The sequence below is a fragment of the Bradyrhizobium sp. Kon10 genome, from assembly GCF_055807395.1.
On record NZ_JBVVOZ010000001.1, the window covers coordinates 344,918 to 371,516 of the forward strand.

Sequence of the window (26,599 nt, forward strand, 5' to 3'; positions counted from 1 at the left end):
CACCCGTTCCGTCCAGGAACCCCATTAGGCGGCTACGGATGATCTACCCGTCAATGCCCCCGCGCCGGCGCACTGAGGTCGATCGGACGCAGCACTGCCGCCGTCGGGATCATCAGCACGGCGATGACGGCCAGGGTCCAGAACACGTCGATATAGGCGAGGAAATCGACCTGTTGTTGCAAGGTGCGGCCAACCCAGGCGACGGCCTGCGAGGCAGCATCGCTCGCATTCGAGCCCTGCGCCTCGAAAAAGCGCGTCATGGTGTCGATGGTCTGCTGGTAACCGAGGTCGGACGGCGCGGCGTGCTCGATCAGCCGGCTCTGATGGAATTGCTGGCGTTGCGCCAAAACCGTTTGCGCCAATGCGACGCCCATGGAGCCGCCGATGTTGCGGGCAACGTTGATCAGCGCGGAGGCCTGGTTGGTTTTGTCCGGCGGCACGCCGTCATAGGACGCGGTCGTCACCGGCAGGAACAGGAAGGGAAGGCCAATCGCGAGGAAGATGCGCGACAGCGCCGCATAGCTGTAGGTGATGTCGCCGTTCAGCCCGGTCAGATGCCACATCGAGAACGCGACCACTGCGGCTCCGAACATGATGAGATATTTCGGCTGCACGCTGCCGACGAGGCGGCCGACCACCGGCATCAGCATCAGCGTCGCGATGCCGCCGGGCGACAAGGCAAGGCCAGCTAGCAACGCCGTGTAGTTTAGCTCAGTCTGAAGCAGTTGCGGCAGCATCTGCGTCGTGGAAATCAGCACCGCGCCGGTGCCGAGCATGACCAGGAAACAGGCCGCGAACTGGCGGCGACCGAGCAGACGCAGGTCGACGATGGGATCCTCGCGGGTCAGCTCCCACGGGATCAGCGCAATCAGCGAGACGGCCGAAAGCACCGCGAAGGTGACGATCGTGTTCGAGCCGAACCAGTCGTTGCGCTGTCCCTCGTCGAGCACGTATTCGAGCGAGCCGAGCCCGATCGCGACGAGCAGGAAGCCGATATAGTCGACACGCAGCCCTTTGCTGAGCAGCTTCTCCCTCTCCTCCTCCGCGCCGGACGGCTCTTTCACCAGTGTGCCGACCAGGAACAGGGAGAGCAGTCCCATCGGAACATTGATCAAAAACACCCAATGCCAGGTATAGGTATCGGTGATCCAGCCGCCGAGCGTCGGACCGATCACGGGCGCGACGACGACGGCCACGCCGTAGATTGCAAAGGCTTGGCCACGCTTCTGCGGCGGAAAGGAATCCGCCAGGATCGCCTGCTCGCTGGTCGCCATGCCGCCGCCGCCGAGGCCTTGCAGGATGCGGAACAGCACCAGGGCTTGCAGATTCCAGGCGAACCCGCACAGCAGCGAGGCCACCGTGAAGGTCGCGACGCAGATCATGTAGAAGCGCTTGCGGCCGATCACGGTCGAGAGCCAGCCGGAGATCGACAGCACGATGGCGTTGGCGACGAGATAGCTGGTGATGACATAGGTGCTCTCGTCGATGCCGACCGCAAGCCCGCCGGCGATATGGCGCAGCGCGACGTTGGCGATGGTGGTGTCGAGCACCTCCATGAAAGTCGCGATCGAAACGACGAAGGCGATCAGATAGGGATTGTGCCCGCCGGCCGCCGATCGCTCCGGCGACCAGCCTCCCGCGGAGGCTCCGCCTGCCGCGACGTCGGTCATCGCACCCGGGTCCAGGGCACGACCGACATGCCGGGACCGACCGGCAGATCGTCCGGCCAGTTGTCGACCACGATCTTCACCGGCACGCGCTGCACCACCTTGACGTAGTTGCCGGTGGCGTTCTCCGCCGGCAGCAGGCTGAACGCCGTGCCCGAGCCCGGCTGCACGGAATCGACATGCCCGGTGAGCTTGCGGCCGGGATAGGCGTCGATGCGAATGTCGACCGGCTGGCCCGGCCGCATATCGTTGAGCTGGGTCTCCTTGTAGTTCGCGATGATCCAGACGTCGTCGGGCACGAACATCATCAGGCTTTGCCCTGCGGTCACGAAGCTGCCCTTGGCGCCGCTGAGCTTGACGACGCGTCCGGACTGCGCCGCGACGACGCTGGTGTATTGCAGGTTCAAGTTCGCCTGATCGAGCTGCGCCTGCGATTGTTCGAGCTGCGCCTTGGCGCCTTCGAGCTGGGCTTGCAGCGTCTTGATTCCGAGCTGCGCCGCGACGACCGCCGTCTTGGCACGCGCGGTGTTGGCCTGTTGAGCTTGAAGGTCGGAGCGAGTCTGCTGCTGGCGCTGCACCGTGCCCGCGCCTTTCTCGACAAGGTCTTCGGCTCGCGAAAACTCCTCCTGCGAGAACTGGAGCTGGGCCTGCGCCTGTTCGAGTTGAGCCTGGGCCTGCTTGATCTGCTCCTGCTGGGAAACGATCTGCGCCTCGACATTGGCGATGTTGGCCTTCGAGACCGCAACCTGTGCAGCCGCCTGCTCGCTCGCGATCCGATAGTCCCGCTCGTCAATCCTGGCGAGGAGATCGCCCGCGTTGACATGCTGGTTGTCGCTGACGGGGATGTCGGTTACGTAGCCACCAACCTTCGGGGCCACGGAAAAGCTGCGGGCCGCGACGAAGGCATCGTCGGTCGACTCGTAGTGGCGAACTTCGAGCCAGTACAGCAGACCGCCAACGAGCGCAGCGATCAGCACGATGGCCCCGATGCTTGTCAGCAGCCAGTGTGCGCGAAGCCGCTCGCGCAACGATGGCGCCTTGGCCGGCTGCTCCGATTGTCGCTTGTCGTCGCGGGGCTGATCGGGAGACGTTTTTGGAGCTTCCTTCGCCCTCTGCGGTTGCTCCGCGGACGGCCCACGCTCCCGTGTCTGAGCATCCACGGTGAACACCTTTCTGGGGATTGAACCCGACGGCAGAGAGGCCACAGCCACCTCGCACACCGGGGCCTAACCGCAGCGTCAAACCATGGTTCCGGCATGACAGAGCACCACTCACAATTGTGAATGCTCTGCACAACAAGAAGCGCGGCACGCGAATGCCGCGCTCACTGATTAGTCGGATCTCGTCTTGGAAAGCGCCTACGGGACGGGAACACCATAATAGGCGTTGATGCTGCGCAGTGCGGCGTCATCACCCCAGTTCCAGTCGCTCCTTTCGCCGTATTTCGGCGCGCCCTCCAGCTCCTTGGCGGTAATGCCGGTGACATATCCACCGAGCTCCGTGTCGTATTTCAACGCCTGCCAAGGCAAGGGATAGTGATCGTTGCCGAGCCCTAGGAATCCGCCAAAACCAAGCACCGCGTACGACACCCTGCCGCTGGTCTTGTCGATCATCACACGTTCGATGGATCCGATCTTGTTGCGATCCGCGCCGTAAACCGATGTTCCCTCGACCTTGTCGCTGCCGATCAGCCGTCCCATTTCGGCTCGATCCAGTTCGCCTTGATTCAACATCTCGATTCTCTCCACTCAGCCGATGTGTGGACCAACCGGACGCGGACTTGATCGTTCCGGAAGCGCGTTCCTCCACTCCTCTGGAACAATAGCGCGAAAGGCGCGGTTCTCTGACTTTCGCACCTCGAACCCGGAGCCCCGCGATGTCTCAGACCGTCTCCGATTTCGTCGTCCAGCGTCTGCATCAGGGGGGCGTGCGCCACATCTTTGGTTATCCGGCCGACGGCATCACCGGCGAGGTGAAAACCGATCCCGAGGTGCCGCCACTGCCGCCGCACATCACGCTGCAGCAAGCCAAGAACTGCTCGCTTGCTCTGTTGAAGGGGTATCCGAACGAAGCCGGGGTGATGAAGCCGGGGTGATCAAGGGAGCGGCACGGCAGGTGTTCGAATCGATCCTGCCCGGAAAGGAATGAGGTGAACCATGAGCGATTTCCGCGATATCCAGCACGGCGTCAACGATCCCGTCGGTGGCCTCGACGTGAGGCGCAAGGTCGACGACAACCGGACGCCGCATGAGCGGGCGCAGCATCATGCGGACGTGCGCGCCGATGCGTCCGCCACGTCCGCCGAGCCGTTCCTGCCGGAGCGGCTCCGGCGCAAGGCGACCGATCCCATCAATCCCCGCACCGGCAGGAATCCGACGGACTAACCGCTTGGAACCTCGGCTCCTGCTGCGGGTTGGTCGGCGCGAACGTTCGCGCGGCCTTTCGGCTGCGCCGTCAGTCAGAGGGACCGAACCATGAAAAAAACCATCGTCGCTTTCGCTTGCGTGCTCCTCGCAGGCCCCGCGCTCGCCCAGTCACTCGGCGAGAAGACCGGCGTGAATTCAACGCTCGGCGTCGCACCGACCACCGCCGACTTTGTCAAGGAAGTCGCCATCAGCGACATGTTCGAGATCGAGTCGAGCAAGCTCGCCGAGCAGAAGGGCAACGCGCAAGAAAAATCCTTCGCGCAGCAGATGGTGACCGACCACACCAAGACCAGCACCGAACTCAAGGGCCTGGTCGGCAACGGCAAGGCCCAAGCCACCGTGCCGACGTCGCTCGACAGCTCGCACCAGAGCAAGCTCGACAAGCTCAAGAGCGCCAACGGCAAGGATTTCAGCTCGGATTACAACTCTTATCAGGTCAGCGCGCATGAAGACGCGGTCTCTCTGTTCGAGCGCTATGCCAATGGCGGCGACAATGCCGAACTGAAGAACTGGGCCGGCAAGACGTTGCCGACGCTGAGGCATCATCTCGACATGGCCAAAGAGCTCGGCAGGGCTCCGAACGTCGGACAGTCCAAGTAGAAGTTTGCAGCAAAGAATCTTCTGAGGACGCCGGCATCGCGGCGTCCTCCTCGACCTAGCAACGATCTCGGTCCCTGCACGTTGAAGCGCAACGTTTTTGGGAGACCGTCATGGCTGATCAAACCAAAACCTCGATGTCCCGCCGGCACGTCGTCCACGCGGCGAGCGCAACGCTTGCTGCTGCTTCGCTGGCCCCTTCAACAGCGAAAGGAAATACGTCCATGCCCGAGCAGGACCTGATCGATCCCGTCACGCGCTATCCGAAGCCGCCGTTCAAGAAGCAGTCGCAGCCGTGGCCCGGGCTTGCCGGCAAGATGGAGCCGCGGCCGGACCATGGCGAGACCAGCTACAGGGGCTCGGGCCGGCTGGCCGGCCGCAAGGCGCTGATCACCGGTGGCGATTCCGGAATGGGCCGCGCCGCCGCGATTGCCTATGCCCGCGAGGGCGCCGATGTCGCCATCAACTATCTGCCGGCTGAGGAGCCGGATGCGCAGGAGGTGATCGCGCTGATCAAGAAGGAGGGACGCAACGGCCTCGCCATTCCCGGCGATCTCAAGGATGAGGCGTTCTGCAAGAGGCTCGTCGACCAGGTCGTGCAGGAGCTGGGTGGTCTCGACATCATCGTCAGCAACGCAGCGCGGCAGCAGACGCGGGCTTCCATCCTCGATGTCACATCCGAAGATTTCGACGCGACCATGAAGACCAACATCTACGCACCATTCTGGATCATCAAGGCCGCGCTGCCGCATCTGAAGCCGGGCTCATGCATCATCGGCACGACCTCCGAACAGGCCTACGACCCCTCGCCCGATCTCTACGACTACGCGCAGACCAAGGCGGCGACGATGAACTACGTGAAGTCGCTGGCCAAGCAACTTGGTTCGAAGGGCATTCGGGTCAACGGCGTCGCTCCGGGGCCGATCTGGACGCCGCTCCAGGTCTCCGGCGGCGCCACGATGGACAAGCTCGAAAAGTTCGGCGGCGTGACACCGCTCGGCCGCCCCGGCCAGCCCGCCGAGCTCGCCTCGATTTACGTCCAGCTCGCAGCCGCTGACGCCAGCTATGCCACCGGCCAAGTGTATGGCGCCTCCGGCGGCGCCGGGAATCCGTAATCGTCGTCGGGGCAGCGCCGCACCAGCGAGGAACCTTCATTGTCATCAAAGCTTTACAAAGCGTCATGAAGGACATCTCGCCGGAGAACGATGGCATTCATAGAGGTCAAACCCACCCGAATAGACACGGCGGTCGCGAACCAAATCGCGGCGCACACCAATCCAGGCATTGAGCACGCCGCAGAGACTCTGACCTGGGGCGCTGACGAGCACGTGCTGCTCGCGCTGGTGGCGGCCGGGTGGCTCTCTGCCCACCTTCTGCAACCGCGACGGCAGCGCCGCATCGCCAACCACGTTCTGACTGTTTCAGTGGCGACGGCCTTGCTGCCGCATGTTCTGAAATCGGTGTTCGATCAGACCAGGCCGGACCGGTTGACGGTGCGCGGACATCAAAATGGCGCCCCTGTTTCTGGGCGGGCGCGCGATGCCTTCCCCTCCGGTCACGCCGTCCACATGGGCGCAATTGCCTCGGCCGCCGGCCTGCTGCCGCCAACGCCGCGCCGGCTGGTGCGCTCGGTTGCGGTCGCGCTTTCACTGACACGGATTGCGGTGCTCGCGCATTGGACGAGCGACGTGGTGGCAGGCTTCGCGCTCGGCGCTGCCGTGGAGAGACTGCTCAGGCCCTGGACGCTGGCAAGGCCGCGCAGCCGGCAGCACAAGTCACAGGCACGGTCATGACCGAATATGTCGTGCGCTTCATTGCCGGCGGCGTGATCGTCTCCGCGTTCGCGATCCTCGGGGACATGCTCAGGCCGAAGAGCTTTGCAGGCCTGCTCGGCGCCGCCCCTTCTGTGGCGCTGGCGACGCTTGGCATTGTCGTCGTCCAGCACGGATCTCATTATGCCGCCGCCGAAAGCTGGACCATGATCTATGGTGCCGTCGCCCTCGGCTGCTACAGCGTCGCGGTCTGCCACCTGCTGATGCGATACTCTCTGAACGCATTGCCGGCCACCATCCTCGCTTCGGCCGTGTGGCTTGCGGTCGCCTTTGGACTGCTTGCAGGTTTCGGAGGTGCGGCCTGATGCTGGTCAAGATGTCACCATCGGCGCTGAAGCGGACACAATGGTACGAGTATGGAATCCGCTTTGTACTCGGCGGACTGGCGACCGTCCTCGCCGGGGCTCTCGGCGCGCGCTTTGGAGCGTCGGTCGGCGGCCTCTTTCTCGCGCTTCCCGCGATCTTCTGCGCCAGCGCAACGCTGGTCGAGAGCCATGAACGCCGTTCCAAGGAGAAGGCCGGTCTGTCCGGGCGCAGACGCGGCCAGCAGGCCGCGGCGCTCGATGCCGCAGGTGCCGGCCTCGGCAGTATCGGCCTCGTTGCGTTCGCCGTTGTGTTTTCCGTGACAGCGGAAGCGAGCATCATCGGCGCGTTCGCCCTCGCCATCGTGGCTTGGGCCGTGGTGTCGGTGTCAGCGTGGTGGCTGAGGCGAAAGCTTCGCGCCGTCTCTCGCCATCCCCGGGCCGAACACCGTGTCCGATCAACAGGAAGCCGGGGCTCCCTGTCGTAAGCTCAGAGGGTTGCTCGAAGGTGGTGAGGCTCAGACCGTCTTCGCATCTTCTGTCCTCGGGGGCTGCAAGCCGGAGCTATTGGCCCAGCGCTCGACTTGCTCAATTACCTTCTGATGGCTCGGACGCACGGGCTTCTGCGCTTCGGCCTCGTCAGAAAGCTTGCGGGGTAACCTGACCTCGTCCGTCATGGTACGTCTCCCTTCCCCTTTAAAATGCGTCTCCGCGCGAAACGTTTCAAAGCATTATCTTACTGATTTGCATCGACTATCTCGCTCAACTGACGCTTCTTGAGGTTGCTGTGGAACTCGCGGCAAGTTGGCGAGTTGAGTAAACTACGCAACTTGCTCAATTTGCGTGCTGGGAACCATGAACGACCTTCGCGCCGAGCGCCTCCAAGTGATGCTTTCGCCGGAAGAGCTGGCCGCAATCGACGATTTCCGGTTCAAACACCGCATGCCGACGCGCGCCGCGGCGGTTCGCGAGTTGCTCAAATTCGGGCTCGCAGCAGCGGGGATCGAGACCGAGCTCGGCTCCTCCGCCGGCGTCAAATCAAGCGAGTATGGCGTATTTGGCCGCGGTCCTGCGGGACACACGCCGGCAAAGGCCGACGGCGAGGGCACGGAGTGATTCCCAGCCTCTCATCGCGGAACGGCCCCGACACGGTGGGTGCCAGGGCCGTCCTTGGAGATTGCTTCCGGCGCACCGGGGGCATGACAACCGGAAGCAATCTGTCGACGTTTCGCCAGACGATTCGTTCCTCGCGCAAAGGCCCCGCGGTTTGAGCTTTCGAAGAACCGCTCGCGCTTTTTCCGGGTCGATGCTCTAGCCGCTCGGGGCGGCGCCGGAATCGTCCGGTGTCATGCCTGAGCCCGGCGTCTTGCTGTTGTCGTTCAACTCGGGATCGCGCGTCGCTTCGCGCGACGGCGAGCCCTTGGGATCGGTCTTGTGCACGGTCTGGGCACGCCGCTTATCGCGCGGCTGCTCCTCTGCCCTTTGGTCCTTGACGATGCCCTGGTCGGAATGCGCCATGCTGTCCTCTCGCCTCTGATGTCTCAAAGCGCTTACGCACCGGAGCGCCGAATGTTCCGGCGCGTGCGAAAGGCTGGGGCGCTAGCTATGCACAGCGTGCACCGCGACTGATGCATTCCCCTGATGCACTTGCCGCACCGTCGTCACCGTCGCGAACGCGACAGAGACGCCGAAAGCGAGAATGAGAGAAAGAAGTGCCAGACGTGGAGCCATTGCAAACCTCCTGCTGGATCGAAAACCAACGCGATCGACTATCCCTGTATCATCGTTAATTGGTGCGCGCATACCGTGACGCGTCTCACACGCAGATTCACGAAAACGAGAGCGTCAGGCGTCCTGCTTTTGGCGGCCGCGGACCATGACCGGCGGGATTTCGCCGTCCAGCCAGTCCTGCTCGTTCGCGAGCGCCCTCCAAGCTTCCGCCATACGCGAATAGCGCTTGTAGGTAGGCTGGCCTTTGGCGCGCTCGGCGAGCTGCAGGCAGTTATCGGCGTTGTCCCGGAAAATATCAGACTGTTTCATAAGCAAGATGTGGGCACCGAGCCAACATTGCGCAACCGCTCTTACGGGATCGTAACATTTGCGGGAACTTCGCGTCCCAAACGTCATTGGTGCTTATGCGAATTCTTGTCGCGATAATCCTGGCGTTCATCAGCACCGCAGCGCTCGCCGACAGCCCGGGTGAGCAGATACAGGGCGATCGCACGCCGACTGCGACCGACGTCATCGGCGGCCTCTATGCCCTGAGCCGCTTCCAGCAGGGCCTGTTGGAGAGCACCGATCTGAAGGGAAATGCGGAGGTCAAGAACCTTGCCGCTCTGCGCGCCGAAGAAGCCGCCAAGCGCGACAAGGCGCTGAAGGAGATCCAGGACAGGATTGGCGCCGAGCCGCGAATCGGCAAAGCAACATCCGCCGGAGCGAGCGTTGCCGAGCCCGAGAGTGCGGACGGGCCGACCTATGTCAGAAGCTTTTATGCCGCGCAGATCCCCGAATACGACTCCGCGATCGGCATGCTCGAGCGCTATCTGAAGGCGCCCGACAACGCCGCGCTCGCCGCTTTCGCGAAGGACCAATTGCCGAGATTGCGCGCCCAGTTGAAGGACGCCGAGCGCACCATGGCCGACAAGTAGCTGTCCTATTTTTTGTCCGGATGCTGCTGGGTCTCCGGCCGCACGGTGTGGTCGCTCCCGGACATCTTGTCCCGGCCGGCGTCGCCATTGTCATCCTTGCCGCCCGAGGTCGAGGTGCCGCTGCCACTCCGGCTCGATTTGGCCGCAGCCCCCGTGGTCGGCTGCTGCGCACGCGGGGTCGCAGAACTTGCGGCGGGATCGCCGGTCACGGCACCGCGCCCACTCGGCGCTCCTTGCGCATGGGCCGATCCAGTGATGAACAACGTGACCATAACAAATGTAAGTCCGGCCTTCATGAGCGCTCTCCGATCGTTCGCGGGCTAACGGCACTTCGAGTGCTCTGTTCCCGGACGGATTGCGGGCAATTCGGGAGCACCATGAGCAGCGTCCGGGCGGCCCAAAAATTATCCGGAACCGAATGGAACCGATTGCACCCGCCGATGTTGTTTGTACCGGGCTGAGCAAGGCAGGTTCCATTTTCGCGCGCTCCAACCTTGGCGCTTGATTTCGAATTTGGCTGACGCTCTATTTTAAGTCATTGCGTCTTGGCGTGGATTCGGCCGACGCCGCGGGGGAATCATATGAGCGACCTCGATCCCGGAACTGCATCACGGTCCGGTCGTCGCATCCCAAAGCCGAAAAACAACGGTGCGTCAGAGCCGGACTCCCGGCCGGAATTGCTGCTCGCGCTGCAAGCCATGCGCAGCGGCGACTTTTCGTTGCGGATGAGCGGCGATTATCTCGGCATCGACGGCAAGATCGCGGACACGTTTAACGAAATCATCGCGGCCAACCAGCGCATGGCCCAGCAGCTCGAGCTGGTCGGCCAGGTCGTCGGGCGCGAAGGCAAGACCCGGCAGCGCGTCAAGTTCGGGCTGGCGAGCGGCTCCTGGGCCGACATGGAAGGCTCCGTCAACACCCTCATCGACGATCTGTTGTGGCCGACGCGCGAGGTGACGCGCGCGGTCGCAGCGGTGGCGCAAGGCGACCTGCTCCAGACCGTCAAGCTCGACGTCGACGGCCGTCCGCTCCGCGGAGAATTCCTGCAATCGGCCACCATCGTCAACACGATGATCAAGCAGCTTGGCGTGTTCACCTCCGAGGTGACACGCGTCGCGCGCGAGGTCGGCACCGAGGGCAAGCTCGGCGGCCAGGCCCAGGTGCCGGAAGTGACCGGCGTCTGGAAGGACCTGACCGAGAGCGTCAACTCGATGGCGAACAACCTGACCAACCAGGTTCGCAACATCGCCGAGGTCACGATCGCGGTCGCCAACGGCGACTTGTCCAAGAAGATCACCGTCGACGTTCGCGGCGAGATCCTTCAGCTCAAGGAAGCCATCAACACGATGGTGGACCAGCTCCGCTCATTCGCCTCCGAAGTGACGCGCGTGGCGCGCGAGGTCGGCACCGATGGCAAGCTCGGCGGCCAGGCGATCGTGCCCGGCGTCGCCGGCACCTGGAAGGACTTGACCGACTCCGTCAACGCGATGTGCGGCAACCTCACCGCGCAGGTGCGCAACATCGCCAACGTCACCACCGCCGTGGCGCGTGGCGACCTGTCGCGCAAGATCACGGTGGACGTCCGCGGCGAGATCCTGGAGCTGAAGGACACCATCAACACCATGGTGGACCAGCTCAACTCCTTCGCCTCCGAGGTGACGCGCGTCGCGCGCGAGGTCGGCACCGAGGGCAAGCTCGGCGGCCAGGCCCAGGTGCCCGGCGTGGCCGGCACCTGGAAGGATCTCACCGACAACGTCAACTTCATGGCGTCCAACCTGACCGCGCAGGTCCGCAACATCGCCGACGTCGCCACCGCGATCGCCGGCGGCGATCTCTCCAAGAAGATCACGGTGAACGTCTCGGGCGAGATCCTTCAGCTGAAGGAAACGCTCAACACCATGGTCGACCAGCTCAACGCCTTCGCCGGCGAAGTCACGCGCGTCGCGCGCGAGGTCGGCACCGAAGGCCGGCTCGGCGGCCAAGCCAACGTGCTCGGCGTCGCCGGCACCTGGAAGGACCTGACCGAGAGCGTCAATTCGATGGCGTCGAACCTGACAGCCCAGGTCCGCAACATCGCCGAGGTGACCACTGCAGTCGCCGGCGGCGATTTGTCGAAGAAGATCACCGTAGACGTGCGCGGCGAGATTCTGGAGCTGAAGGATACCATCAACACGATGGTGGACCAGCTCAACGCGTTCGCCGGCGAGGTCACGCGCGTCGCGCGCGAAGTCGGCACCGAAGGCAAGTTGGGCGGCCAGGCTCAGGTGCGCGGCGTGGCCGGCACCTGGAAGGACTTGACGGACAGCGTCAACTCGATGGCCTCGAACCTGACGGGTCAGGTGCGTAACATCGCCGAAGTCGCGACCGCGGTCGCCAAGGGCGACCTGTCGAAGAAGATCACCGTCAACGTATCGGGCGAAATCCTTCAGCTGAAGGAAACGCTCAACACCATGGTGGATCAGCTCAATGCGTTCGCCGGCGAGGTGACGCGCGTGGCGCGCGAGGTGGGTACCGAAGGCAAGCTGGGTGGCCAGGCGCAAGTGCCAGGCGTCGCCGGCACCTGGAAGGACCTCACCGACAACGTCAACTCGATGGCGGGCAACCTCACCGCCCAGGTCCGCAACATCGCCGAGGTCGCGACCGCGATTGCCGGCGGCGACCTGTCGCGCAAGATCACGGTGGACGTCCGCGGTGAGATCCTTCAACTGAAAGACACCCTGAACACGATGGTCGACCAGCTCAACCGCTTCGCGGGCGAGGTGACGCGCGTCGCGCGCGAGGTCGGCACCGAGGGACGCCTGGGTGGTCAGGCCAACGTGCCCGGCGTTGCCGGCACGTGGAAGGATCTGACGGACTCCGTGAACTCGATGGCGGGTAATCTGACCGCCCAGGTTCGCAACATCGCCGAAGTCACCACGGCCGTTGCCCGCGGCGACTTGTCCCGCAAGATCACCGTCGACGTGAAGGGCGAGATCCTCGAACTGAAGAACACCATCAACACCATGGTCGACCAGCTCAACGCCTTCGCCGGCGAGGTGACGCGCGTGGCGCGCGAGGTCGGCACGGAAGGCAAGCTCGGCGGCCAGGCCGAAGTGCCAGGCGTTGCCGGCACCTGGAAGGACCTCACCGACAACGTCAACTTCATGGCCTCGAACCTGACGGCCCAGGTCCGCAACATCGCCGAGGTCGCCACCGCAATTGCCGGCGGCGATCTGTCGAAGAAGATCACGGTGGACGTGCGCGGCGAGATCCTGCTGCTCAAGGACACCTTGAACACCATGGTCGAGCAGCTCCGCTCCTTTGCCGCCGAAGTGACGCGCGTGGCTCGCGAGGTCGGCACCGAAGGACGGCTCGGCGGTCAGGCCGTCGTGCCCGGCGTCGGCGGCACCTGGAAGGACCTCACCGACAACGTCAACCTGCTCGCCGCAAACCTCACGACCCAAGTCCGCAACATCGCCGAAGTCACCACGGCCGTTGCGCGCGGCGACTTGTCCCGCAAGATCACCGTCGATGTGAAGGGCGAGATCCTCGAGCTGAAGAACACCATCAACACCATGGTGGACCAGCTCAACGCCTTCGCCGGCGAAGTGACGCGCGTCGCCCGCGAGGTCGGCACCGAAGGCGAACTCGGCGGCCAGGCCCAGGTGCCCGGCGTCGCCGGCACCTGGAAGGATCTCACCGACACCGTCAACTTCATGGCGGCAAACCTCACCGAGCAGGTCCGCGGCATCGTCAAGGTCGTGACCGCAGTTGCCAACGGCGACCTCAAGCAGAATCTTACCGTGAAATCGAAGGGCGAGGTGGCGGCGCTGGCCGACACCATCAACAACATGACCGAGACGCTCGCGACGTTTGCCGACCAGGTGACGTCGGTGGCGCGCGAGGTCGGCGTCGAGGGGCGGCTCGGCGGACAGGCCGACGTGCCCGGTGCGGCCGGCACCTGGAAGGATCTGACCGGCAACGTCAACCTGCTGGCGGCCAATCTCACCTCGCAGGTGCGCGCCATCGCGGAAGTCGCGACCGCCGTGACCAAGGGCGATCTGACGCGGTCGATCCAGGTCGAGGCCCGCGGTGAAGTCGCGGAGTTGAAGGACAACATCAACACGATGATCACGAACCTCCGTCTGACCACGGACGTGAACACCGAACAGGACTGGCTGAAGACCAACCTCGCGAAATTCACCAACATGCTTCAGGGTCAGCGCGATCTCGCCACCGTCGGCCGACTGCTGCTGACCGAGCTTTCGCCGCTGGTGAACGCGCACACCGGCGTAATCTACCAGGTCGAGAGCGAGGACAGTCCCCGGCTGCTGCTGCTTGCCTCCTATGCCGGCGACGGCCTCTACCCCTATCCGCGCGTGCTTCCATTGGGTGACGGCCTGATCGGCCAATGTGCCCTCGACCGGCGCCCGCGCGTCGTGGCGGACATTCCCAGCGACGTGGTGCCGATCAATTCGGCGCTGCTCCGCGTCGCGCCGAAGAACCTCGTGGTGCTGCCGGTGCTGTTCGAGGGCCAGGTCAAGGCGGTGATCGAGCTTGCCTCGCTGACCTCGTTCACGACCTCGCAGATGACGTTTCTGGAGCAGCTCACCGACTCCATCGGCATCGTGCTCAATTCGATCGAAGCGACGATGCAGACGGAGGGTCTGCTCAAGCAATCGCAGCAGCTCGCCGGCGAGCTTCAGACCCAGCAGCGCGAATTGCAGCAGACCAACGACCAGCTCGAGCAGAAGGCTCAGCAGCTCGCCGAGCGTAACGTCGAGGTCGAGCGCAAGAACCAGGAAATCGAGCAGGCCCGCCGCGCGCTGGAGGAAAAGGCCACCGAGCTCGCATTGACCTCGAAGTACAAGTCCGAATTCCTCGCCAATATGAGCCACGAGCTGCGCACGCCGCTGAACTCGATCCTGATCCTCGGCCAGCAGCTCAGCGACAATCCGGACGGCAATCTCACGGGCAAGCAGGTCGAATTCGCCCGCACCATCCATGGCGCCGGCACCGATCTGCTCAACCTCATCAGCGACATCCTCGATCTCTCCAAGATCGAATCCGGCACGGTGACGGTCGACGCCGAGGAAATCCTGACCGCGAACCTGCTGGAGACGGTGGGGCGGCCGTTCCGGCACGAGGCTGAAAATCGCAATTTGTCGTTCAAGATCGACGTCGATCCGAACCTCGCGCGCAGCATCGTCACCGATTCCAAGCGGCTGCAACAGGTCCTGAAGAACCTGCTGTCCAACGCCTTCAAATTCACCGCCGAAGGCGAAGTGCGGCTCAAGGTCGCCGCCGCGGTCGGCGGCTGGGGGACGGATCATCCTGTGCTGAATTCCGCGCCGGCCGTGATCGCGTTCGAAGTTTCCGACACCGGCATCGGGATTCCGCTCGAGAAGCAGAAGCTGATCTTCGAGGCGTTCCAGCAGGCCGACGCCGGCACCAGCCGCAAATATGGTGGCACCGGCCTCGGTCTTGCGATCAGCCGCGAGCTCGCGAGCCTGCTTGGCGGCGAGATCCACCTGCGCAGCTTGCCCGGCAAGGGCTCGTCCTTCACGCTCTATCTGCCGCTGAAATATTCCGGCCCGACGCTCGCGCCGCGCGCCGCGCCGCAGCAGCAATACAGCCAGCCGCCGGCACTGCAGCCGGCAGCGACGACGCCCGAGCGCGTCGTCGAGCAGTTGCCGGACGATCGGCTCAAGCTCGACCCCGGCGACAGTATCCTCCTGATCGTCGAGGACGACCCACATTATGCGCGGATTCTGGTCGATCTCGCGCGCGACAAGGGATTCAAGGTCCTGGTCGCCTCGCGTGGCGCGGAAGCGCTCGAGCTTGCCAAGCAGTATCAGCCAAGAGCCGTTTCGCTCGACGTGTTCCTGCCCGACATGCTCGGCTGGACAGTGCTGAGCCAGCTCAAGCACAATCCGCTGACGCGCCACATTCCCGTGCAGATCATCACGCTCGACGAGGACCGCCAGCATGCGCTGGCGCGCGGCGCCTTCTCCTTCGTCAACAAGCCGACCACCACGGAGGGTGTTTCGGCTGCGCTGTCGCAAATCAAGGAATATGCCAGGCCGCGGCGCAAGCGGCTGTTGATCGTCGAGGACAACGAGGCCGAGCAGCTCTCGATCCGGGAGCTCCTGCATCACGACGACATCGAGATCGTGACCACCGATACCGGCGCCGGCGCACTTTCGATGCTGCGCGAGGCGCCGTGCGATTGCGTGGTGCTCGACCTGCGGCTGCCCGATATGAGCGGCTTCGAGGTGCTCGACCAGATCCGCCACGACGAAGCGCTGTCGAACATTCCGGTGGTCGTGTTCACCGGCCGCGAACTGTCGGCCGAGGAGGATGCGGAACTCCACACGATGGCGCGCAGCATCGTGGTCAAGGGTGTGGAATCGCCGGAACGCCTGCTCGACGAGACTGCATTGTTCCTGCATCGCGTGATCACCGAACTTCCGATCGAGAAGCAGCGCATGCTGGAGAAACTGAACAGCTCCGACGAGGACCTGATCGGCAAGACCGCGTTGCTCGTCGACGACGACGCCCGCAACATCTTCGCGCTGTCGAGCGTGCTGGAGCGGCGCGGCATGAAGGTTCTGACGGCGACCACCGGCCGCGAAGCGGTGACGCTGGTCGAGTCCAACCCGGAAATCGCCATCGTGCTGATGGACATCATGATGCCGCAGATGGATGGCTATCAGACCATCGGCGTGATCAGGGAGAACCCGGCCTTCTTGCGCCTGCCGATCATCGCGCTGACAGCGAAGGCGATGAAGGGCGACCGCGAGAAATGTCTGGAAGCCGGCGCGTCCGACTACCTCGCCAAACCCGTCAACACCGATCAATTGCTGCTTGCAATCCGCATGTGGCTGCACCGCTGAGCGGGATCCGAGAATGGACCACCAAAAGGTCAACATCCTCCTCGTCGACGACCAGCCGGCCAAGCTGCTCGCCTACGAGGTCATCCTGAAGGAACTCGGCGAGAATCTCGTGATCGCTTCGTCGGGGCGCGAGGCGCTGGAGGTACTGCTCAAGACCGAGATCGCGGTGATCCTGGTCGATGTCTGCATGCCCGAACTCGACGGTTTTGAGCTCGCGGCGATGATCCGCGAGCATCCGCGGTTCCAGAAAACAGCAATGATCTTCATCTCGGCAATCCAGGTCAGCGACATCGACCGGCTGCGCGGCTACGAGATGGGCGCCGTCGACTACGTTCCGGTGCCGGTCGTGCCAGAGGTGCTGCGTGCCAAGATCAAGGTGTTCGCCGAACTCTACCGCAAGACGCGCCAGCTCGAACGGCTGAACCAGGAGCTCGAGGACCGCGTCCGCGCGCGTACCGCGGAACTGGAGAACTCCACCGCAAAACTGCGCGAAAGCGAACAGCGCCGCAGCATGGCGATCGCGGCCGGCAAGATGGGGTCCTGGGACTGGGACTGGATCAACGGCGACTGGATGTGGGACGAAGGCCAGTACCGCATCTTCGGGGTGACGCCGGAGACCTTCAACGTCACTTCGGCAAACATCCAGGCTTTGCTGCATCCCGACGATGTCGATCAGTTCCGTCGGGCGATCGCCGCGCTCAATAGCGGCGCGCTCGCGTATGAGGCGGAATTCCGCATCGGCCGGCCCGATGGCGAGATTCGCTGGTGCGTCGGCACGGCGGCCGCGACGGTGGACGAGAGCGGACGCGTGGTGCGGGTCAGCGGCGTCACCGTCGACATCACGGAACGTAAGCGCGCCGAAGAGCGACAGACTCTGCTGGCACGGGAAGTCGACCATCGCGCCAAGAACGCGCTGGCACTGGCGCAGTCGATCGTGCGCCTCACCCGCGCCGACGGGGTCCAAGCCTATGTCAGCGCCGTCGAGGGGCGCATCAACGCACTCGCGCGCGTGCACACGATCCTGTCGCTGTCGAGCTGGCAAGGCGCCGAGTTGTCCAAGCTGATCGACGAGGAGCTTGCGCCCTATTCGCTTGGCGGCCAGGTCAAGCTGGCAGGTCCCCAGGTGCAGTTGCTGCCCACCACGGCACAGACACTGGCACTTGCTCTGCACGAGCTCTTCACCAATTCGGCAAAATATGGTGCGCTCTCGACACGATCAGGACGGCTTGCAATCGGCTGGCAGTCCGAGAACGACCTCCTCATTTTGACGTGGGAGGAATCCGGCGGCCCAGCAGTCATGACGCCGAAATCGCGCGGCTTTGGCACAAGGAGCCTGCTGGCGAGTGTCGAATCGCAGCTCGGCGGACGAGCGCAATTTGATTGGCGCGCGGAAGGCCTGTTGTGCCGGCTCGAAGTGCCCCTGATGCCAAAATCTGCGGCCGTGTCGGCAGCACAGGACAGGTTCGACCCCAACACCTTTCCTGAGCTACAACGCGCGTTGGGTTAGCGCGAAGCGACTGCTTCCCTCTGCTCTGTCGGCCGAGGGTCAACGGCGATGCGCCCCTCAAGCCATGCTTCCGTTTGCGCGAGATCGCGTAACGCCGTCGCGTAGCGAAGGGCCGCGCTTCGCTCCGCGCCGCGCGGCAGCTTGCGCGCCTTGCGCAGCATGTCGGCGGCCGCGTTGCGATATGCCAGCGAGCGATAAAGAAAGACAACCTTGCCCATATCGAATATTCCCGTGTTGGTGGCGTCATTCTCGCAAAGCGAGCATGAACGTCGCCTGAAGCGACTCATGACAATTCCTTCATCCGGGATGGAACCCTGGATCATTGCGCGCGTTTGCATGCCAAAGCGAGCGGCAGTTCCATGCGGGCAAAAAAGTCGCCAAGCCTGATCTCTCCCACCGGCCTCATCAAGCTGATGACGCATGCGATGATGGGTGCCGCGCTCGGCCTTGGTTTCGGTCTTGCACTTATTCTGTTCAATCCAGCGGTCGCCAGCCTGCTGAACCATGGCGGACGCCAGGCGGTTTTCGTCTTTGTCATCACGCTGGTGACGACGTTTTCGATCGGCGCAGCGCTCACAGGCGTCGTGTTCATCATTTCCGAAGACAAGGAATTTTGAGGTCCGGGTGAAAACGCCTGAGTGGTTCCTTGGAACTCCTGCCGCAGATAGCGGTTGGGTGCCTGCGTCAATTCAACTCAGGAGTCCCCCGCATGAAGACCACCAAGCTCGCCCTCGCCGTGATGTTGGCAACCGGCCTTGCCGCCGCGCCGTTCGCCGCGCAGGCCAAGTCGCACAAATCGAAACACCCATCCTCGATGTCGTCTTCGCAGACGACGGGAGCCAATACCAAGTCAAGGGCCCCTGACGCCTCCGGCCAAGGCGGCTCTGGTCCCGGCTCCGACCAAGGCGGCAGCATGACGAATAAGGGCACGACCAACACCAAGTAGGCTCGCCGAACTCCAGGAAAGGCCCCGCGATCGCGGGGCCTTTTGCTTTGATGCGCGAACGGGGGATTGGCCTGCTCCGCGAGCTGCGCCGCATCTCAAGTGAAGTTAAGGCGCGACTTACGAAAGTGTCTTCACGAGCTGGTCAAGCCGCGCCCGCTTACGCGAGATCAGGAGCTGGGCCGCGGCGTCGTCGAGGCCCTCACGCCGCAATTGACGGATCGCGAAGCCCAGTTCGAGGATCTCGGCGCGCAGTTTCAGAATCCGGTAGGCGTCCGGGTCTTCGTCCACGACGTGCCTCCATCCGCTGAACGCCTCTGATGATTCCCTCTCAATATCTCAGCGACGCAGAGCCGCGCGTGTCGGCTTGCTCTCGATCATCCCTGAACGCAGACGCACCCGGTTGCCGATATCGGGCAACACCTCGCCGCCCCCGGCTGCCTTCCATTCGCCGATCAGCAGGTTGATTTTCCGGCGCAGATCCATCTGCGCGAGGGCTTGCTCGGTGCAGTCGCGATCGCGGTTGACGAGATCGCGCACAGACGCCTCGACGTGGGCCATTTCCAGCCTCAAGGCGCTGATTTTACGTCGAATTTCATTAATTCTGTTGTCCATGACTTGTTAGAACAAAATAAGAACATATAGTCAAGTCACCAATTCCGTATGGAGAGCGGACATGCAGGTTCAGGGTCAATACGACGCCAGGGTTTTTTTCATGGATCAGATGACCCGGGCGCAGGGGCTGAGGCTGAAGCGGCTGAGTGAGGAGGCCTACCAGCCCACGCAATACGATCGATATCTGTCCTCCGGTGAAGCCGCGCGACGCATCCAGCTGCTGGAGGCGGAAATCGAGCTGGCGAATTCCTTCTAGCTTGCTTGGCGCGTTCGCGCGTTGCGGCGCGTTTCGGAACCATGCCTGCTTCGAGCAGTTCTCTCGACCGAAGGGAGAAACTTGATGGCACGCAAGGCAAAGAAGCGCCGTTACTCGCGCAGCGCCGGCAAGGATGTCGAGCGCGAGATGCGCCGTTACAAGAAGGGTACCGCGAAGAGCGGACCGGGCGGTCGTGGCGGACGCGTGAAGAGCCGCAAGCAGGCGATCGCAATCGGCCTGTCCGAAGCGCGCAAGAAGGGCAAGAAGGTCCCGAAGAAGGCGTCGAAGCGGAAAACAGCCAAGAAGACCAAGAAGACGGCCAAGAAGAGTTCGAGGAAAAGTTCGAGCAAAAGATCGAAGAAAAGCTCCAAACGTAAATCCGCCAAGCGGTCGTAGAGACCAGCCTCAGATCATGCTGCCCGGCATGAAGCAGCGGATCGAGATGCCAAACGCCGTCTTGACCGGCCACACCATGGTGCGGCCGGCGCGGTTTGGCTCGGTGATGACGGCTTCGTCGGGGACTTCGACCCACTGCCCGTCGAGGCGCACTTGGTAGTGGCCGTTGTGCGATTCCCAATCGGGATCGGCGACCGCAACGCCGTCGGCGTCCGAGCAGCACGGACCGAGATGGCTGCGCAGACTGTCGAACCAAGGCTTGAGCGGCGAATCGGCGTAGCGGCCGTCGTCGCGACCCATCGCACTTCCGATAGATAATACCAGGGGCGCCACGAGCAGCGCACTCATCAGCGAGAGCTTCAATCGACCCATCTTGGCACCGATCAAATGCGAACCACCGGCGGGTTCCAAAGCAGCCGGACGGTCCGAAGTTCCACTCTTCCGACAGGCTCTGGCGCTTCCACGCCAAAGTGCAACACGCGACTCCCGAGTGTGAACAGCGAACGCGGCTTTTTCGGACGAACCCGTCACCATTGCTGCCGTTAACGAGAATGTTATCGGCTACCTGTGGGTATGTCAGCGCACACGAAAAAAGGCGGCCCGCAGGCCGCCTTTTGAATTTGCGGTCGAAGTCGCGAGACTTACGCGAGCGGCACTGCGACGAACCGGGTCGCCTCCGCGCTCTTCACCTGCAACAGCACGCTCTTTTTGCCGGACGATTTGGCCTGCGCCAGTTCGGACCGGACATCGCCGACATTGGCGACCGGCTTGCCGCCGACGTTCAGGATGACGTCGCCGGTCTGGATACCGTGCTGCGCGGCCGGTCCCTCGGGATCGACTTCGGTCACCACGAGACCTTTCTGGCCGGCGGCGCCTTGGACATCACCCGCGGGCGCAAGGCTGAGTCCGAGCCGCGGCGTGCCGGCGTCCGGCTGCGTCTTGCCGTCGTCGGCCTTACCTTGGGCCTGCCGCTCGTTCGGCAGCTCGCCAAGCGCGAGCGTTATCGTCTTGCTCTCGCCTTTATGGAAGACGTCGAGTTTCACTGAGCTGCCTGGCGCCAGGGTGGCAATGGTGCGGGCGAGATCGCGGGAGTCCTTGACCGCAGTACCATTGACGGCGGTGATGACGTCACCGGCCTCGATGCCGGCCTTCGCCGCCGGGCTGCCGTCCTGCGGATTGTCGACGATCGCACCACGCGCCGCCTTGAGGCCGAGGCTGTCGGCGATATCCGCGGTCACCGGCTGGACCTGTACGCCGAGCCAGCCGCGGGTGACCGCACCCTTGTCCTTCAACTGTGCGACGACGAGCTTTGCGGTCGAGGCCGGAATGTCGAAGCCGATGCCGACGGAGCCGCCGGACGGCGAGAAGATCGCGGTGTTCACGCCGATGACGTTGCCGTTCATGTCGAAGGCAGGACCGCCGGAATTGCCCTTGTTGATGGGGGCGTCGATCTGGATGAAGTCGTCGTAGGGACCGTTACCGATGTCACGGCCGCTGGCCGAGACGATACCCGCAGTCACCGTGCCGCCGAGACCGAAGGGATTGCCGACCGCGACCACCCAATCGCCGATCCGCGCCTTCTGGTCGGAGAATTTGACGAACGGGAAGTCCTTCTTGCCTTCGACCTTGATCAGCGCGAGATCGGTCTTGGGATCGGTGCCGACCACCTTGGCGGTGTAGATCGTGCCGTCGTCGGTCGTCACCTGCACCGATTGAGCGTGGTCGACGACGTGGTTGTTGGTGACGGCATAGCCGTCAGCGGAGATGAAGAAACCGGAGCCCTCGCCCGTGATCACCTGATGACGCTGGCGCGGCATGCCGTTCATGCCGCGGGGGAAGCCGAATTGCCGCGAGAACTGGTCGAACGGCGTCTGCTCGTCAGAATCCATCCGGTTCTGTTGCAGCATCGCGCTCTTGTCGTTGTCCTCGTCGATCTTCACCCGCACCGAGATGACGGCGGGTTTGACCTTGGCGACGAGATCGCCGAATCCCGGCGGCGTCGCGGCCACCTCAGAGGCCTGCGCCGGCGCAATGAGGGAGTTCACATTGAACGGCGAAGAAATGGGAGACGCGGCGAGCACGGCGACGCCCAGCGCGGCCACGGTGCCGAGCAGCGCCAGCCGGCGCGGCCTCAGAATCTTGCGGGACGTGGTGGTGTCGGAATTGACGCGATCGTTCATGTCGAAATCTCCATGTTGGGTGAGGGGTCGCCCTGCATCCAACATGGGTCCTTGCACCTTACGGTGTCCCGTCCACGCGATTAATTCTTGGCAAAGAAATGCGACGAGCGGCCGCAGGCAAAAAATCTTCGAGCGACGGCGGCGCGTCGATGCACTTCAGACTGTCGGACTTTGATCTCGCACTCCCGAGGGCGCGTATAAGAGCTCTGTCACGCCGCGGCGGGGGTTTCCCATGCCGCTGCTCCGATAGCGTCGTCCTCGCCCTTCGCATTGCACGCGGCGAAGTGCGCCTTGAGCTCGATCTCGGCGAGATGTTCGAAATGTTCGGCCTGGCCGAGGAGCTCCCAGGTCTGGAGCGGCCGGTAGGCCGCCTGCTGACGGCAGAGGGACGCCAGCGCGCGGTAGCGACGTACGTTCTCCATGAGACCCTCCCTCGCGTTCACAAGGCTTATTGCCCTGATTTGCGTCAGGCCGATGGCGGTTGTGCAAAACATTTGCTGCCTGCACAGCGCGCTTGATTGCAGTTAACTTTTGAGAAATGCGCTCGCCCACTTTAGTTCCAATGACTCGGGCTTTGCACGTGGAACCTGCCTCGCAAGGGCATGGGCTCCAAAGCATGGGCGCCAAGGCATGAGCTCCAAGCGTAACCCGCGAGGTTCCGCGCTCATACCGATCAGATCACGATACCGTTCAATTAGTTTATCGGATCCGCGCGGTGGCACCCGCATGGAGCGATTGCGCGGAATTATCTTGCACTTTTGTTACCCGGCCGGACTCGGCGGCGATGCGAATGGCCGCGATGTTGCTGGCGTAGTCGGCGCTGCTGCTGCCGCGAAACACGGCGGAGCCCGCCACAAGCGTATCGGCGCCAGCTGCGGCAACGGCCGCGGCATTGTCGCGCGTGACCCCGCCATCGACCTCGAGTCGGATCTGGCGGCCGCCGATCATGCTCCGAATGCGAGTGATCTTCCCCAGTTGCGAAGTGAGGAAGGACTGGCCACCGAAGCCCGGATTGACCGTCATCACCAGCACGAGATCGATACGATCGAGTACATATTCGATCACGCTCTCGGGCGTGGCCGGACACAGGCTGACGCCGGCCTTCTTGCCGAGCATATGGATCGCCTGAAGCGAGCGATCGAGATGCGGACCGGCCTCCGCGTGAACCGTGATGACATCGGCCCCCGCCTTCGCGAACGTTTCGAGATAAGCATCGGCCGGCGCGATCATGAGGTGTACGTCAAAAATCCGCTTCGTCAGCGGCCGGATCGCCTTAATGATATCAGCGCCATAACTGATGTTCGGCACGAAATGCCCGTCCATGACGTCGCAATGAATCCAGTCGGCGCCGGCCCCGTCGATCGCCTTGATTTCCTCGCCGAGGCGCGCGAAATCCGCCGCCAGAATGGAAGGAGCGATGAGGATGTCTGGTGTCATGGCTTTGCACTCCGCACATCGGCCCCGCCGCTGAACACGCGGCTCGTCAGGACATCGGCCGGATCAATGGTTTCGAGGTCGGCGACATCGAGCATGCGATCGAGATCGGAGACCAGGCGATCGGCCTGCCGCAGCCGAATGCGATCGACAGCGTTGCGGATCGAGCGCGCATTGGAGAAGAACGGCTGGGTCCGGCGCAACGCGATGTATCTTTCGAACGCCTCGCGTGCCGCAGCCGCGAAGCGATATCCGCGTTCCCTGAACATCAGCTCGGCTATGACGAGCAGCTCGGATTCCGCATAGTCGGGGAAATCGATGTGGTGAGCGATGCGCGAGCGGAAGCCGGGATTGGAAGCAAAGAAGCTCGTCATCCGCTCGCCATACCCGGCCAGGATGACGACGAGGTCTTCGCGCTGGTTTTCCATGACCTGAAGCAGGATCTCGATCGCCTCCTGGCCATAATCGCGCTCGTTGTCCGGCCGGTGCAGGTAATAGGCCTCGTCGATGAAGAGCACGCCGCCCATTGCCTTCTTCAGGATCTCCTTCGTCTTGGGCGCGGTGTGGCCGATATACTGGCCGACGAGATCGTCGCGCGTCACCGAGATGACCTGTCCGCGCCGCACGAAGCCGAGACCATGCAGGATCTTGGCCATGCGCAGCGCCACGGTGGTCTTGCCGGTGCCGGGATTGCCGGTGAACGACATATGCAGCGTCGGCGGTGCCGAGGCCAGACCCGCGCGCTGCCGCATGCGTTCGACCAGCAGCAGTGACGCGATCTGCCGGACGCGGTTCTTGACCGGCCTCAGGCCGATCAACTCCTGTTCGAGCTGTTGCAGCGTGCCGGTGATCCCGGCAGCTTCAGCTTCCTTGCGAAGATCGAAATTGGTCTCGCCGCCTTCGGCGGTCGTCGCATGGATAACATCGAGCATCAGCACCTCGAAGAAAAGGGCTTCGCCGCCGGGAAGCGGCGAAGCAGTTGTCCGCCAAGGATAGGGAGCAGGGAGTGCTCCGCGCGGAGAGGAATGGTTATTGCGAGGCGTGGGCCGTCGGCTTGCGTACAGTGCTATACCGGATTGCGCGCCCACCAACCTCCTGTCGCACCAGCTCGAACTCAGTCTCTTGCGGCGGGCGGTTCACCAGGAACGAGATCCGCACCGACTCCCAGCCATGGCTGGAATCGAAGCCGCTGATGCGGATGTAACGTTCGCCGTACACCCGGCGGCACTCGGCGAGTTCCATCATCACGCCAGCCGCATCCTGGAGATCGAACATCGGCAGGCCCCACATCTCCCAGTAAGTGTTGCGGGGATGCGGATCATCGGTGAATTCGATGTTCACCGCCCAGCCGTTTGCAAGACAGTACTGCACCTGCTTGGTGATCTGATCGTCGGTCAGATCGGGCAGGAACGAAAAGCAGCCCTGAGTGAGTTTCATAGTGCGTCTCCTCAAACGGTTTCGAGTGCGATCGGCACGAAGTCCGGCGTATCGGTGGATTGATAGTTGAAGCTCACGTCCTTCCAGACTTCGAGCGCGGCCTTCAACGGCGTGCAGGTTTCGGCCGCTCTGGCCAGAATCTCCGGCCCCTCATGGACGTAGTCGCGTCCCTCGTTGCGGGCCAGAATCATCGCCTCCAACGCGACGCGGTTGGCGATCGCACCGGCTGCTATCCCCATCGGGTGACCGATCGTGCCGCCGCCGAATTGCAGCACGACGTCCTCGCCGAGCAGATCGAGCAACTGGTGCATCTGGCCAGCATGAATACCGCCCGATGCTACCGGCATCATCTTATTGAGACTCGCCCAGGACTGGTCGAAGAACAGGCCGTGCTCGAGCTTCACCGGATTGAAGTCCTCGCGGCAGACGTCGTAATAGCCACGCGTGGTGTTTGGATCACCCTCGAGCTTGCCGACGACCGTGCCGGCGTGGATGTGGTCGACACCGGCAAGCCGCATCCATTTGGCGATGACGCGAAACGACACGCCATGGCTCTTCTGCCGTGTGTAGGTCGAGTGGCCGGCGCGGTGCAGATGCAGGATCATGTCGTTGCGGCGCGCCCATTTCGCCATCGACTGGATCGCGGTGTAGCCGATCACGAGGTCGATCATGACGATGCACGATCCGAGCTCCTTGGCAAATTCCGCGCGCTCGTACATGTCCTCCATCGTCCCGGCGGTGATGTTCAGATAGGTCCCCTTCGCCTCGCCAGAGGCTGCCTGCGCTCGGTTGACCGCTTCCATGCAGTAGAGGAAGCGATCGCGCCAATGCATGAAGGGCTGCGAGTTGATATTCTCGTCGTCCTTGGTGAAGTCGAGCCCGCCCTTGAGTGCTTCATAGACGACACGACCGTAGTTGCGGCCGGAGAGGCCGAGTTTCGGTTTCACCGTCGCGCCGAGCAGCGGCCGGCCGAACTTGTCGAGCCTTTCGCGCTCGACCACGATGCCGGTCGCCGGCCCCTGGAACGTCTTCACATAGGCCACCGGGAAGCGCATGTCCTCCAGGCGTAGCGCCTTCAGCGGCTTGAATCCGAACACGTTTCCGATGATCGAGGCCGAGAGGTTGGCGATCGAGCCGGGTTCGAACAGGTCGAGGTCATAGGCGATATAGGCGAAATAGGAGCCCGGCGAACCCGGCACCGGATCGACGCGGTAGCACTTCGCGCGATATTTCTCCGCCGCCGTCAGACGGTCAGTCCACACCACCGTCCAGGTCGCAGTCGAGGATTCGCCGGCAACCGCCGCGGACGCTTCGATCGGATCGACGCCGTCCTGCGGGGTGACGCGAAACAGCGCGATGACGTCGGTGTCCTTCGGCACATAGTCGGGCTCCCAATAGCCCATGCGCTTGTATTCCATCACTCCCGAGCGATAGCGCTCTTTGCCGCGGACCGTTCCTGCGTGTGCATTCATGGCTCTCTCCTG

The 26,599-nt window shown here is 63.3% G+C and carries 32 protein-coding genes; 15 read left to right on the top strand and 17 right to left on the bottom strand.

All coding sequences use genetic code 11. The features are described from left to right. Positions 1-50 precede the first annotated feature (50 nt). The 3 genes from AC0L2O_RS01645 to AC0L2O_RS01655 all read right to left on the bottom strand — a co-directional run bounded on the left by AC0L2O_RS01645 (position 51) and on the right by AC0L2O_RS01655 (position 3,400). Positions 51-1,670 (bottom strand): DHA2 family efflux MFS transporter permease subunit, encoded by a 1,620-nt coding sequence (locus AC0L2O_RS01645; RefSeq protein WP_409189876.1) that lies wholly within the window; start codon positions 1,668-1,670, stop codon positions 51-53. Then, entirely contained in the window at positions 1,667-2,827 is a 1,161-nt protein-coding gene (locus tag AC0L2O_RS01650; RefSeq protein WP_473368461.1) for an HlyD family secretion protein, read from the bottom strand. The genes AC0L2O_RS01645 and AC0L2O_RS01650 overlap by 4 nt, the downstream gene beginning before the upstream one ends. Before the next feature lie 198 nt (positions 2,828-3,025). Then, positions 3,026-3,400, bottom strand: a complete 375-nt coding sequence (locus tag AC0L2O_RS01655; protein ID WP_369726497.1) for a PRC-barrel domain-containing protein — start codon at positions 3,398-3,400, stop codon at positions 3,026-3,028. 143 nt (positions 3,401-3,543) lie between these two features. On the opposite strand from AC0L2O_RS01655, the gene AC0L2O_RS01660 reads away from it, so the two are divergent. The 7 genes from AC0L2O_RS01660 (at position 3,544) to AC0L2O_RS01690 (ending at position 7,312) form a co-directional block, all read left to right on the top strand. After that, positions 3,544-3,762 (top strand): hypothetical protein, encoded by a 219-nt coding sequence (locus AC0L2O_RS01660; RefSeq protein ID WP_409189878.1) that lies wholly within the window; start codon positions 3,544-3,546, stop codon positions 3,760-3,762. A gap of 61 nt (positions 3,763-3,823) precedes the next feature. Then, positions 3,824-4,051 (top strand): hypothetical protein, encoded by a 228-nt coding sequence (locus AC0L2O_RS01665; protein WP_369725763.1) that lies wholly within the window; start codon positions 3,824-3,826, stop codon positions 4,049-4,051. A 90-nt stretch (positions 4,052-4,141) separates the two neighbouring features. After that, positions 4,142-4,693, top strand: a complete 552-nt coding sequence (locus AC0L2O_RS01670; protein ID WP_473368462.1) for a DUF4142 domain-containing protein — start codon at positions 4,142-4,144, stop codon at positions 4,691-4,693. 110 nt (positions 4,694-4,803) lie between these two features. Then, a complete protein-coding gene (locus tag AC0L2O_RS01675; protein ID WP_369725765.1) occupies positions 4,804-5,805 on the top strand; it encodes an SDR family oxidoreductase in 1,002 nt (333 codons plus the stop codon). A 90-nt stretch (positions 5,806-5,895) separates the two neighbouring features. Continuing rightward, positions 5,896-6,483, top strand: a complete 588-nt coding sequence (locus tag AC0L2O_RS01680; protein WP_473368463.1) for a phosphatase PAP2 family protein — start codon at positions 5,896-5,898, stop codon at positions 6,481-6,483. Continuing rightward, positions 6,480-6,827 (top strand): DUF3147 family protein, encoded by a 348-nt coding sequence (locus AC0L2O_RS01685; RefSeq protein ID WP_369725767.1) that lies wholly within the window; start codon positions 6,480-6,482, stop codon positions 6,825-6,827. Before AC0L2O_RS01680 ends, AC0L2O_RS01685 begins: the two co-directional genes overlap by 4 nt. Further along, positions 6,827-7,312, top strand: a complete 486-nt coding sequence (locus AC0L2O_RS01690; RefSeq protein WP_369725768.1) for a DUF3147 family protein — start codon at positions 6,827-6,829, stop codon at positions 7,310-7,312. Before AC0L2O_RS01685 ends, AC0L2O_RS01690 begins: the two co-directional genes overlap by 1 nt. 30 nt (positions 7,313-7,342) lie before the next feature. On the opposite strand, the gene AC0L2O_RS01695 is transcribed toward AC0L2O_RS01690, so the two are convergent. Continuing rightward, a complete protein-coding gene (locus AC0L2O_RS01695; protein ID WP_369725769.1) occupies positions 7,343-7,501 on the bottom strand; it encodes a hypothetical protein in 159 nt (52 codons plus the stop codon). 178 nt (positions 7,502-7,679) lie between these two features. Between AC0L2O_RS01695 and AC0L2O_RS01700 the strand changes: the two genes are divergently transcribed. Continuing rightward, on the top strand, positions 7,680-7,940 hold the full coding sequence (locus AC0L2O_RS01700) for a hypothetical protein (RefSeq protein ID WP_409189880.1): 261 nt from the start codon (positions 7,680-7,682) through the stop codon (positions 7,938-7,940). Between the two features lie 195 nt (positions 7,941-8,135). Here the strand turns inward: AC0L2O_RS01700 and AC0L2O_RS01705 are convergent, their stop codons facing one another. Next, on the bottom strand, positions 8,136-8,342 hold the full coding sequence (locus AC0L2O_RS01705; protein ID WP_369725771.1) for a hypothetical protein: 207 nt from the start codon (positions 8,340-8,342) through the stop codon (positions 8,136-8,138). Positions 8,343-8,669: 327 nt separating this feature from the next. Continuing rightward, positions 8,670-8,864, bottom strand: a complete 195-nt coding sequence (locus tag AC0L2O_RS01710; protein WP_369725772.1) for a hypothetical protein — start codon at positions 8,862-8,864, stop codon at positions 8,670-8,672. 95 nt (positions 8,865-8,959) lie between these two features. On the opposite strand from AC0L2O_RS01710, the gene AC0L2O_RS01715 reads away from it, so the two are divergent. Beyond that, entirely contained in the window at positions 8,960-9,472 is a 513-nt protein-coding gene (locus AC0L2O_RS01715; RefSeq protein WP_369725773.1) for a DUF4142 domain-containing protein, read from the top strand. 5 nt (positions 9,473-9,477) lie between these two features. On the opposite strand, the gene AC0L2O_RS01720 is transcribed toward AC0L2O_RS01715, so the two are convergent. After that, the gene (locus AC0L2O_RS01720; protein WP_409189881.1) at positions 9,478-9,768 is read right to left on the bottom strand and encodes a hypothetical protein; all 291 of its coding nucleotides are present in this window, start codon (positions 9,766-9,768) and stop codon (positions 9,478-9,480) included. A 285-nt stretch (positions 9,769-10,053) separates the two neighbouring features. On the opposite strand from AC0L2O_RS01720, the gene AC0L2O_RS01725 reads away from it, so the two are divergent. After that, on the top strand, positions 10,054-16,347 hold the full coding sequence (locus AC0L2O_RS01725; RefSeq protein WP_473368464.1) for a HAMP domain-containing protein: 6,294 nt from the start codon (positions 10,054-10,056) through the stop codon (positions 16,345-16,347). Between the two features lie 13 nt (positions 16,348-16,360). After that, positions 16,361-17,854: an HWE histidine kinase domain-containing protein gene (locus tag AC0L2O_RS01730; RefSeq protein ID WP_473368465.1), complete on the top strand. Its 1,494-nt coding sequence runs from the start codon at positions 16,361-16,363 to the stop codon at positions 17,852-17,854. Here the strand turns inward: AC0L2O_RS01730 and AC0L2O_RS01735 are convergent. Continuing rightward, complete coding sequence (locus AC0L2O_RS01735; RefSeq protein WP_473368466.1) at positions 17,851-18,177, bottom strand: hypothetical protein; 327 nt, start codon at positions 18,175-18,177, stop codon at positions 17,851-17,853. The two genes, AC0L2O_RS01730 and AC0L2O_RS01735, sit on opposite strands and share 4 nt — an antisense overlap. 36 nt (positions 18,178-18,213) lie before the next feature. Between AC0L2O_RS01735 and AC0L2O_RS01740 the strand changes: the two genes are divergently transcribed. Both AC0L2O_RS01740 and AC0L2O_RS01745 read left to right on the top strand, forming a co-directional pair. Beyond that, positions 18,214-18,471, top strand: a complete 258-nt coding sequence (locus AC0L2O_RS01740) for a hypothetical protein (protein ID WP_369725778.1) — start codon at positions 18,214-18,216, stop codon at positions 18,469-18,471. A 92-nt stretch (positions 18,472-18,563) separates the two neighbouring features. Beyond that, on the top strand, positions 18,564-18,800 hold the full coding sequence (locus AC0L2O_RS01745; protein ID WP_409189884.1) for a hypothetical protein: 237 nt from the start codon (positions 18,564-18,566) through the stop codon (positions 18,798-18,800). A 117-nt stretch (positions 18,801-18,917) separates the two neighbouring features. On the opposite strand, the gene AC0L2O_RS01750 is transcribed toward AC0L2O_RS01745, so the two are convergent. Together AC0L2O_RS01750 and AC0L2O_RS01755 are read right to left on the bottom strand one after the other, a co-directional pair. Beyond that, on the bottom strand, positions 18,918-19,088 hold the full coding sequence (locus AC0L2O_RS01750; protein ID WP_473368467.1) for a hypothetical protein: 171 nt from the start codon (positions 19,086-19,088) through the stop codon (positions 18,918-18,920). 48 nt (positions 19,089-19,136) lie between these two features. Further along, a complete protein-coding gene (locus AC0L2O_RS01755) occupies positions 19,137-19,358 on the bottom strand; it encodes a hypothetical protein (RefSeq protein WP_473368665.1) in 222 nt (73 codons plus the stop codon). A gap of 115 nt (positions 19,359-19,473) precedes the next feature. On the opposite strand from AC0L2O_RS01755, the gene AC0L2O_RS01760 reads away from it, so the two are divergent. Then, positions 19,474-19,668, top strand: a complete 195-nt coding sequence (locus AC0L2O_RS01760; RefSeq protein WP_473368468.1) for a DUF3072 domain-containing protein — start codon at positions 19,474-19,476, stop codon at positions 19,666-19,668. A gap of 84 nt (positions 19,669-19,752) precedes the next feature. Next, positions 19,753-20,064 (top strand): DUF6496 domain-containing protein, encoded by a 312-nt coding sequence (locus AC0L2O_RS01765; protein ID WP_409189886.1) that lies wholly within the window; start codon positions 19,753-19,755, stop codon positions 20,062-20,064. Between the two features lie 9 nt (positions 20,065-20,073). Here AC0L2O_RS01765 and AC0L2O_RS01770 read toward each other — a convergent pair whose 3' ends face one another. The 7 genes from AC0L2O_RS01770 to AC0L2O_RS01800 all read right to left on the bottom strand — a co-directional run bounded on the left by AC0L2O_RS01770 (position 20,074) and on the right by AC0L2O_RS01800 (position 26,587). Further along, positions 20,074-20,436: a hypothetical protein gene (locus tag AC0L2O_RS01770; RefSeq protein WP_369725782.1), complete on the bottom strand. Its 363-nt coding sequence runs from the start codon at positions 20,434-20,436 to the stop codon at positions 20,074-20,076. 269 nt (positions 20,437-20,705) lie between these two features. After that, positions 20,706-22,244 (bottom strand): Do family serine endopeptidase, encoded by a 1,539-nt coding sequence (locus AC0L2O_RS01775; RefSeq protein WP_473368469.1) that lies wholly within the window; start codon positions 22,242-22,244, stop codon positions 20,706-20,708. 209 nt (positions 22,245-22,453) lie between these two features. Continuing rightward, the gene (locus tag AC0L2O_RS01780) at positions 22,454-22,666 is read right to left on the bottom strand and encodes a hypothetical protein (RefSeq protein ID WP_369725783.1); all 213 of its coding nucleotides are present in this window, start codon (positions 22,664-22,666) and stop codon (positions 22,454-22,456) included. Positions 22,667-22,943: 277 nt separating this feature from the next. Beyond that, on the bottom strand, positions 22,944-23,681 hold the full coding sequence (gene rpe, locus AC0L2O_RS01785; protein WP_473368470.1) for a ribulose-phosphate 3-epimerase: 738 nt from the start codon (positions 23,679-23,681) through the stop codon (positions 22,944-22,946). Then, positions 23,678-24,610: a CbbX protein gene (gene cbbX, locus AC0L2O_RS01790; protein ID WP_473368471.1), complete on the bottom strand. Its 933-nt coding sequence runs from the start codon at positions 24,608-24,610 to the stop codon at positions 23,678-23,680. Before cbbX ends, rpe begins: the two co-directional genes overlap by 4 nt. A gap of 97 nt (positions 24,611-24,707) precedes the next feature. Then, on the bottom strand, positions 24,708-25,115 hold the full coding sequence (locus tag AC0L2O_RS01795; protein WP_473368472.1) for a ribulose bisphosphate carboxylase small subunit: 408 nt from the start codon (positions 25,113-25,115) through the stop codon (positions 24,708-24,710). Positions 25,116-25,126: 11 nt separating this feature from the next. Further along, the gene (locus tag AC0L2O_RS01800; protein WP_473368473.1) at positions 25,127-26,587 is read right to left on the bottom strand and encodes a form I ribulose bisphosphate carboxylase large subunit; all 1,461 of its coding nucleotides are present in this window, start codon (positions 26,585-26,587) and stop codon (positions 25,127-25,129) included. Positions 26,588-26,599 lie beyond the last annotated feature (12 nt).